Annotated in this window: 9 protein-coding genes, 1 tRNA gene and 2 pseudogenes; 6 read left to right on the top strand and 6 right to left on the bottom strand. The window is 35.2% G+C overall.

The genetic code is table 11. The features are described from left to right. Positions 1-196: 196 nt before the first annotated feature. Positions 197-334: a hypothetical protein gene (locus WOCAOBSORBRA_RS04805; protein ID WP_160142664.1), complete on the bottom strand. Its 138-nt coding sequence runs from the start codon at positions 332-334 to the stop codon at positions 197-199. 158 nt (positions 335-492) lie between these two features. Here WOCAOBSORBRA_RS04805 and WOCAOBSORBRA_RS04800 point away from each other — a divergent pair, with 158 nt between their 5' ends. Further along, entirely contained in the window at positions 493-780 is a 288-nt protein-coding gene (locus tag WOCAOBSORBRA_RS04800; protein ID WP_010962862.1) for a hypothetical protein, read from the top strand. Between the two features lie 15 nt (positions 781-795). Here the strand turns inward: WOCAOBSORBRA_RS04800 and WOCAOBSORBRA_RS04795 are convergent, their stop codons facing one another. The 5 genes and pseudogenes from WOCAOBSORBRA_RS04795 to WOCAOBSORBRA_RS06350 form a co-directional block, all read right to left on the bottom strand. Further along, entirely contained in the window at positions 796-1,362 is a 567-nt protein-coding gene (locus WOCAOBSORBRA_RS04795; RefSeq protein WP_155969363.1) for a hypothetical protein, read from the bottom strand. Positions 1,363-1,380: 18 nt separating this feature from the next. Beyond that, positions 1,381-1,455: transfer RNA gene (locus WOCAOBSORBRA_RS04790), tRNA-Gln, on the bottom strand. After that, positions 1,446-1,751: pseudogene (cutA, locus tag WOCAOBSORBRA_RS04785) on the bottom strand (divalent-cation tolerance protein CutA); the annotation flags it as partial. The pseudogene cutA and the gene WOCAOBSORBRA_RS04790, both read right to left, overlap by 10 nt. A 180-nt stretch (positions 1,752-1,931) precedes the next feature. Continuing rightward, complete coding sequence (locus WOCAOBSORBRA_RS04780) at positions 1,932-2,096, bottom strand: hypothetical protein (protein WP_174516040.1); 165 nt, start codon at positions 2,094-2,096, stop codon at positions 1,932-1,934. Between the two features lie 107 nt (positions 2,097-2,203). Then, positions 2,204-4,093, bottom strand: a complete 1,890-nt coding sequence (locus tag WOCAOBSORBRA_RS06350) for an actin-bundling T4SS effector WalE1 family protein (RefSeq protein WP_237357356.1) — start codon at positions 4,091-4,093, stop codon at positions 2,204-2,206. 155 nt (positions 4,094-4,248) lie between these two features. On the opposite strand from WOCAOBSORBRA_RS06350, the gene WOCAOBSORBRA_RS04770 reads away from it, so the two are divergent. From WOCAOBSORBRA_RS04770 to WOCAOBSORBRA_RS04750, 5 genes and pseudogenes are all read left to right on the top strand, one after another. Further along, complete coding sequence (locus WOCAOBSORBRA_RS04770) at positions 4,249-4,464, top strand: hypothetical protein (protein ID WP_151807991.1); 216 nt, start codon at positions 4,249-4,251, stop codon at positions 4,462-4,464. An 82-nt stretch (positions 4,465-4,546) separates the two neighbouring features. Next, positions 4,547-5,581, top strand: a complete 1,035-nt coding sequence (gene hflK, locus WOCAOBSORBRA_RS04765; protein WP_010962866.1) for an FtsH protease activity modulator HflK — start codon at positions 4,547-4,549, stop codon at positions 5,579-5,581. A gap of 2 nt (positions 5,582-5,583) precedes the next feature. Continuing rightward, entirely contained in the window at positions 5,584-6,456 is an 873-nt protein-coding gene (gene hflC / locus WOCAOBSORBRA_RS04760; protein WP_155969359.1) for a protease modulator HflC, read from the top strand. A gap of 3 nt (positions 6,457-6,459) precedes the next feature. After that, positions 6,460-7,944: a DegQ family serine endoprotease gene (locus WOCAOBSORBRA_RS04755; RefSeq protein ID WP_174516041.1), complete on the top strand. Its 1,485-nt coding sequence runs from the start codon at positions 6,460-6,462 to the stop codon at positions 7,942-7,944. Between the two features lie 116 nt (positions 7,945-8,060). Then, a pseudogene (locus WOCAOBSORBRA_RS04750) lies at positions 8,061-8,409 on the top strand (hypothetical protein); the annotation flags it as partial. Positions 8,410-8,483 lie beyond the last annotated feature (74 nt).

Raw genomic sequence — 8,483 nt, 5'->3', positions numbered from 1 at the left:
TAGCGGCTGAGATACCGCGAATGAATCGCGGTATGACGTAGATTGCTGTCATTCCAGTGCTCCTTTTTTTGTCATCCAAGCAGCCTCCTATGGTGTCATCCCAGTGCCCAGACACTGGAATCCAGCATTTCACACAATCCCATCAAGAACGTTGTATTTTACATAACACTTTTATGCTTACCAACCCAGTGTCCAATCAAAATTCCTGGATCCCAGTGTCTGGGCACTGGGATGACATCATAGGGACACTGGGATGACACCATAGGGGCACTGCCGTCATAAAGGAACCAGTGTCAGCTACTTGAATGACATCATAGGGGCGCTGGCCTGACAACCGTCATCCCGCTGCTTGTTAGCGAGATACCGCGAATGAATCGCGGTATGACGGTGTAATGACGGTTAAGTAATTCGTTATCCCGCTGCTTGTTAGCGGAATCTGCTGTGGCAACATAAACTCAAATCATTCAAATTTTAATCCAAAGAGGTATCATTATGTCAAACAACTTCAATTTTAAAGAATTTTTTAACCACTATGAAACAAATAGTACGTCAGATGATATACAAAGGTATTATTTGCTGTGGAAATCAGTAATAGCGCAGGCAATGATTGATGCAGCAAGTAACTGTAAAAAAACAGAAAGCTTGGTAGAAAAACGTAAGGCAATTTCTTGGTTGTCAGACTTTAGTCAAGATTTTGTGCACACATGTATATTGGCTGATTGTGATCCGGTATACGTAAAAAATAAAATACAGCCAACCTTAAAAAGCCTTACTAGATAAAGCCTTTTTATATACTTAATGAGGTTTACTCCTTTTACCGAAAAAAATATAATTCAATCTCCTATCTATAGTTGCCTCTATATCTTTGATTAATAGCTGCTTTATCATGTTTACTTTTCGCTTTGCATCTTGAGCTTGACGCTCATTGTTACCACTGTTATTGCTGTAATTATTCTTATCACTATAACTACTGCCACTTGTGTTACTGAACTCACTACCCTTTTTTCTTCTTGTGTTGAGTATCTGTATTATCTTTTCCTTTAAAAAGGACTTCCAGCCTGTGCCAAGTAATAATTTATAGAGAAAATGCGGAGTAAGAAACGCCACTAATATTCGAATAGAAATTCCGTAACCGAGATCTTCCCTATTTTCATAATACCACTTGCAATATTGAAACAAACGGTAAAACGCATTTTTGAAAGAGCAAAATTCTACAGCATACCAAAAACCATTGCTGAGAAACATGAGCACAATGCTGAATGTGTAAAGATACATTGTGAAGAGAAACAGTTTCACAATTATATCTTTTAGACTACCTAATATATAATTCAATAATCTTAATTTATAGAAAAGTGATATCATTTCACACCCACTTCAATATGGCTGGGGTGGAAGGATTCGAACCTTCGCGTGGCGGTATCAAAAACCGCTGCCTTACCACTTGGCTACACCCCAATACTACTTACATCAATAACACTATTAGCCCAATTAGTAAAAGATTTATTTGCTTTTTCTATGGGCATCACAGCAATAGCTGGCTGATCATAAGAATGCATTGCTTCGATTTTTTCTACAATTTTATCAACTTGATCATTCCTGCTCTTCATAATTGCCACTACTTCACAACCACTGTTAATTTCACCCTTCCATAAATACAGAGAATTTACTTCAGTTACACATACAATTAACTTCTCGTTTAACAATTCTTCAGAAATAGTTTTAGCCTCATTTAAATTTGAAAAAGTTGAAAACTAAATTATTCATTAGAATCTATATAAACGCATTGCTACTATACTCCACTCAGGTTTATTCATCAAGAGAAAATAACGCCAGCGCGTACTGTATGAACATTTGTTTGCAAAGGTAGTATGTTAAGTGTTATAGCTAGTTTGCCTCAAACGTAAAGGTGTCATCCCAGTGCCCCTGTGATGTCATTCCAGTGCTTGACACTGGAATCCAATTTTCCATATAATCTCATCGAAAACGTTGTAACCACTTTCTATGCTAGTTTGCTTGTAAACAAGCAAACTTTCCTGGATCCAAGTAGTCAAGCACTGGGATGACACCTTTCCTAGCAGAGAAATCACAATGTTCATACGGTTGTACGCATACCGCTGGGATCTAGGATTTTTCTATAGTTTAAAAACAAAAAAGGATGTTACTCATTGAGTAACATCCTTTTGGAGAAGGTGGATAGCTTTGTTTAGTTCGTTTTCACAGCTGTTTGTGCAGCTTGCTGTTGAACGTCAGTGTCAACAGCTACTTTCGTAGAAGGCTGTCCCACCAGTTTGTCCAGATGACCTGTCTTTCTTAAGTCAGCTTGGGTTTTTGCCTTGCCATTTTCAGTAAACATTGTATGTGTTGGAGAAGAAGTTGGTGAATTGAATCCACTATCAGAACCATTACGATTACTAAAAGAATTGTGTAATGTAGATTCAGTTTTAGCACTTAAACTAAATTCTTTTAAGTTTTTCTCCATTGCTGCCCCAACTTCATCTTTACTGAAAGATTGTTCCAATCTTTCTAATGAGCTTGTTGGTGTAGAAGGACCAGATGAACCTCTTGCACTATCAAAAGAATTACTGCGAGTTAGAGTTCCTTTATTCGAATTACCAAGATATTGGTTTACTTTAGGATCACTGAGAACATCTTCACTGAAAGAACTTTGTCCATTTAAGTTAGTCAATGAGGCGCTTCTAGTTGGTACTTCTGGAGTTTCTACCCTAGTAAGGTTGCTAGTACTATTACGTCGTGCAACTCCTGGTCTTCCTCCTATTGTTGCAGTTTTATTAGTATTCTCAATTGGAGTAGGAGTATCAACGTAAAAAGTGCTATTTCCTATTTTTCTAGGCAACGTGTCTGATTCAGAAAGAACTTGATATTTAACTTCAGAAGTTTTTTCTGACTTTTTGCCACTTTTGAAAGGTGATGAAACCTTATCCCAAAGTGAAGTAGCTGTTTTCACTTCTTTATGGTTTGCAGGATTTAACAATTCCGCTTCACTGCTAATGGTACTGTCAGTACTTACAGAATTTAGAAAACTCATTGAACTGCTTCTTGATGAGCTGTTTTCAAAAGATTGCATTGAACCTTTTCTGATACCATACTTTCCTGCTACTTCATTAAGGTTCTCTATAGAGTTAGAAAGTTTATGCTCTGTTTTGCATTTTTTAATAATCTCCTTAATTTCATTATGATGTTCAGAGAAAATTTCATAAAGACTATTATTATCCTTAGACAACAAATTTTGCAACTTCTTAGCGTCTAATTTATTGACAAAATCTACTTGCTGTTTCAACCGGTTGATCAACTGGTCCTTTTTGGCACTTTGTTGACCATCAACAGAATAAGCTTTCTCTAATATTTTTTCTCCCAGCTTAGAAAATATTTCCTTAGTTAAAGCAGCGTTATTTACGGCTTTGTCTTCAAGAACTTCCTTAATAAACATCTCCTTTACACTATTGAAATTCCTTATTTTTTCTTCTGTTTTCAAAACAACAGTTTGACCTTCGTTACCTATTGAATATGGGATGCCGTCTAAACTAGACATACTTTCACTTAAATTACTTAAACTGCGCCCCATTTTTCCTAACGTAGCACCAGTTCCCTCTCTTGTTGCTCGTCCCACAGAACTTATAGCTCCTTTTACTGAATAATAACCTTCTCTTGCTTTTTCTGCAGTATATACTGACGCGTCCTTAACTTTCCCAGCAGTATATTTCGCCCCATCAACTGTTTTTTCTGCTGACCACTTGAGCCCTTTATATCCAGATTGAACTGCTTTTACAGCGACTTTTACAGCGAAATATAAAGCAAGACCAACTATAGCACCCGGTATAGCAAGTGTTGCACCAACTGCCAAAAGTGGTAGTACTGCCGTAAATAATCCACTTGCTGCACTTACTACAAGAATCTTATCTCCTTGTTTCATCTTAGAGAATTCTGTATCCCCTTTTAACAGGTCAGTAATTCTTTCTTTTAGCTTCTTGGGATCCTTAGCAGCCTCTAAATTTAATGAATCTTGCGTCGTTTTATTCAAACCAAGATCATTTCCTTGTTCAGTTACAACAGAATTTTTTTCATTAGGTGACATTTTAAACCTCACTATTAATTAAATATATTATAATTGTATTCCTTGATTCTTAAGTTAGTGTTAAATTGATTGCCAGTATTTATTTGTCTTCAAATAATTTCGCTTGACGTGTTTTTTGATAGTGTGGAAAATTAGGTCAAGAAGCTGCAGCATTTATGAGGTATAGAAAAAGAACACTCATCTTTTTGGCTGTTATAACTTTAATAATAATGGTTTTATTATTCAGCTATCATTTCCATTTTCACGAAGACGTAGTGCACTTAAAGAGTGACAACAAAGAATTCAAAAAAAAGCCAGAAAATTCCATAGAGTCAACCATACTACATAGAGAAAAGGAAGTGTACGATCATGTTTTCCATCCTGATGATTAATTTGTAAATAAAATAGCAATTTATGTTTGCATTTTCTTATTAAAGAAGTAATATTAGCGTATTAATTATAGAATCAATCATTATGTTTGATGATAATAATCCTTGGAATCTGGGGAAGAAACCGGTAGGGAACAAAACTCCTAATAATGAAGATATTTTAAGTAAAGCTGTATCTGATATAAGGTTCTTTCTTAATGGATTAACCAGAAACAGGGGCAAAAAACCTTATTTCATCATTTTCATTATTTTGCTGTTCTATGCTTGCACTGGCTTTTATATTGTCCATCCTAGTGAAGAAAGTATAGAACTTACCTTTGGTAAATATTCTAATACGGAAACACCTGGTTTGCGTTATCACTTCCCCTACCCTATTGGCAAGGTTTTTAAAGTGAACGTTAAGGAAGTAAATCGTGAAGAAATTGGGGTAAGTAGTTCTTATGGGCGAGATACAGATCGCGGTGAAGGCGTGATGCTAACTGGAGATGAAAATATAGTCAACGTTAACTTCGAGGTTCAGTGGCGCGTTAGAGATGCTAAGGACTATTTATTCAAAGTGCGGGATTACAAACCCGGTTTCAGTGTTAAAAATGCTGCTGAAAGTGCCATGAGAGAAATAATAGGTAAAAACACGATCTCTTTTGCACTTGGTCAAGGCAGACCAGAAATTTCTAGAGATACTAGAATTCTATTGCAGCAGATTCTTGATGGATACCAAATGGGTATAGAGATTTTATCTGTTCAAATGAAAAAAATTGATCCACCAGAAAAAGTCATTAGCTCATTTAGAGATGTACAAAGTGCTCGTGCAGACAAAGAGCGTACTATAAACGAAGCATATGCTTATAATAATGATATTATACCTCGAGCAAAGGGTGAAGCGATAAAGATAAAATTAGATGCACAAGCATATGAAAATGAAATAATAAATGAAGCAAAAGGTAATGCAAATCGCTTTTTATCTCTTTATGAGGAATATAGACAGAATCCTTCTCTCGTTAAGAATCGTATTTATCTTGAAACTATGGAAAATATTTTCAGTAAGGTAGACAAAGTTGTTGTAACTGATGATCTGAAAGGTATGTTTTCTTATTTACCTCTTACAAATTTAGGAAAATAACCATGAGTAGTAATATTAAAATTGTTTTTGTTTCTGTATTTGTTGTTTTATTGATTGCTTTATCTAATTCAATATTTGTTGTGCAAGAAACAAAGCAAGCAATAGTTATACAACTGGGTAAAGTTGTAAGGGATGTTAGGGAAAGTGGCTTATATTTTAAGTTGCCATTCATAAATAGTGTAGAGTTTCTTGATAAAAGAGTTTTAGATTTAAGTCCTGATAAGATCCCAAGGGAAGTGATAACAGCGGATCAAAAACGTATTATAGTAGATGCGTATGCAAAATATAAAATAACAAATCCTGTTACTTTTTACCAGGCTGTGAGGAATGAATCAGGTCTGGTTAGAAGATTATATCCGGTTATAGAAGCACACATAAGAGAAAATATAGGCAGATTCTCGTTGATTAGTTTGTTGAATGAAAAAAGATCAGAGGTTATGCAATTGATTCAGCGTGGAGTTTATTCTGAAGCTGAAAAATTTGGCATAGAAATAATAGATGTAAGAATTAAGAGAGCAGATTTACCAGAAGAAAATAGTTCTGCAATATTTCGCCGTATGCAAACTGAAAGGGAAAAAGAAGCAAAAGAAATTAGAGCAGAAGGAGAGCAAGCTGGGCAGGAAGTTAGATCAAAAGCTGATAAATTAAAAAGGGAAATTATCTCCAGTGCAGTAAAAGAATCGTACGAAATAAGGGGCCGTGGTTATGCTGAAGCAACTAGAATTTATAATGAGGCATTTAAGGTTGATGAAGAGTTCTTTAACTTTTATCGCTCTATGAGCGCTTACAGTAAATCATTTGCCGAAAATAATACTAAATTTGTACTTTCACCAAACAATAACTTTTTAGATATTTTAAATAAAGGATGGAAATAATTTATGAAAAGTAAGGCATTTATTTTATCTATATTTGCATATTTTCTAATTGCGTTTTCTTCGTATGCTAATATGTTTGATTGGAATGCAAAAAAGGTCGTTGATGCTAGCACTACTGCATGCAACTGTAATCAAGGACTTGCCGATTTAGTGGAAGAACTCATTCCTGCGGTTGTAAATATTTCAAGCGAACAAATAATCAAACAAGAAAGTAACAATAGAACTAAAATCCCTTTTATGCCAAGAAATAATTTCTTTGATGATTTTAGAGAGTTTTTTGAGCATTTTGATCAGTTTTTTATGGATAGGGGCCCTAGTGTTAACAGAGAGGTGGTGTTGCTTGGTTCTGGGTTTATTATAGATAAAGATGGAACCATAGTAACCAATTATCACGTTATTAAAAACGCCAAAGATATCACAGTTACTATGAACGATAATACTTATTTCAAAGCAGAAGTTTTAGGCTATGATGCAAGAACTGATCTTGCTGTGCTTAAGATTAATTCTGATAAAGATCTTTCTTCTGTTGCATTTGGTGATTCTGATAAAGCAAGGGTTGGTGATACGGTTATGGCAATAGGTAACCCATTTGGTTTGGGTGGCTCTGTAAGCACAGGAATTATATCTGCAAGGTCCAGGGACATTAGTATTGGCACTATGAATGAATTTATTCAAACTGATGCTGCAATTAATAGGGGTAACTCTGGAGGACCGTTATTTGATTTAAATGGAAAAGTTATAGGTATTAATACTGCTATCTATTCTCCATCTGAGTCTGGCGGCAATGTGGGTATAGGTTTTGCCATACCATCTAATTTAGCTATGTCAATTATTGACACATTAAAAAGTGGCAAAAAAATAAAACATGGTTGGCTTGGTGTGCAAGTTCAGCCTATAACGAAAGAATTTGCTGAGTCCTTGGGTTTAAAAGATATAAAAGGCGCATTGGTTGCAAGTATAGTAAAGGATAGTCCTGCAGAAAAAGGTGGGATTAAAGTAGGTGATATATTATTAGAATTTGACGGTAAAAAAATCGATAGAATGACACAATTACCTCAAATGGTTTCAAGAGCTGGACCTGAGAAAAAAGTGCAAGTTAAGTTACTTAGAAAGAGCAAAGAGGTTAATATTAAAGTTGTGATCGGAGAATCTACAAATGATGGCCAAGATAACAATCAAGAAGAAAATAAATCAACATCTGATTATGTAACCGGTTTAACTGTTTCAAATCTGCCAAAAGAATCAAAAGAAAGTAATCCTACAAAAGGTGTGATAGTTACCAATGTAGATAGTAACAGTAATGCCACGCTGCGTGGTATTAAAAAAGGAGACATTATTATCCAATTAGATGGAACCGATATAGAAAATACTAATGATTTTCAAAAACAAGTTGATTCAGCAGTAAAGAAAAACGGTAAAGATTCAATAATGTTGCTCATTTACCGCAATGGAAATCAATTCTTTACTTCGATAAAGTTGAAGAAATAGCACTCGTAGGTTATTTACTAAATTAGCAGCATTGTAAGCCTGTCATTATAACACCTCAATCTTACAAGACAAATCAAAACTATTAAAGTCTACATTCCATTCACTAAAATACACATATGGATAATATAAATTTTCTAAAATTCATTGAACTGTGCTTTCAAACAGTGGTGCCGGGATGTGAGTATAATGATTATCAGTACATAAAAGTCATAGCAGACAGGCTGGAAGCAGCGAATGCTGGCGAAGTAAGGCGCATAATATTCAATATGCCTCCGCGTTCAATGAAGTCCATATGTATGAGTGTTGCGTGGCCCGCATGGATACTGGGCAACTGCAAGAATAATAGTTGCAAGTTATTCTAAGTTGCTTAGTGAAAAACATTCGCTCGATACCAGGTGCATAATGCAATCTGATTGGTATAAAAAGCTATTTCCAGAGGTAGAACTATCCAAAGACCAGAACACTATAGTACTTCCCAAAGTAAATGATAAAGGTATAATAAGCTATTTGAGTTATAATGGCGTATAGTGTGGATTTAA

This window comes from Wolbachia endosymbiont of Cardiocondyla obscurior (assembly GCF_902713635.1).
Taxonomy (GTDB): Bacteria; Pseudomonadota; Alphaproteobacteria; order Rickettsiales; family Anaplasmataceae; genus Wolbachia; species Wolbachia pipientis.
This window is presented reverse-complemented; position numbering and strand designations above follow the sequence as displayed.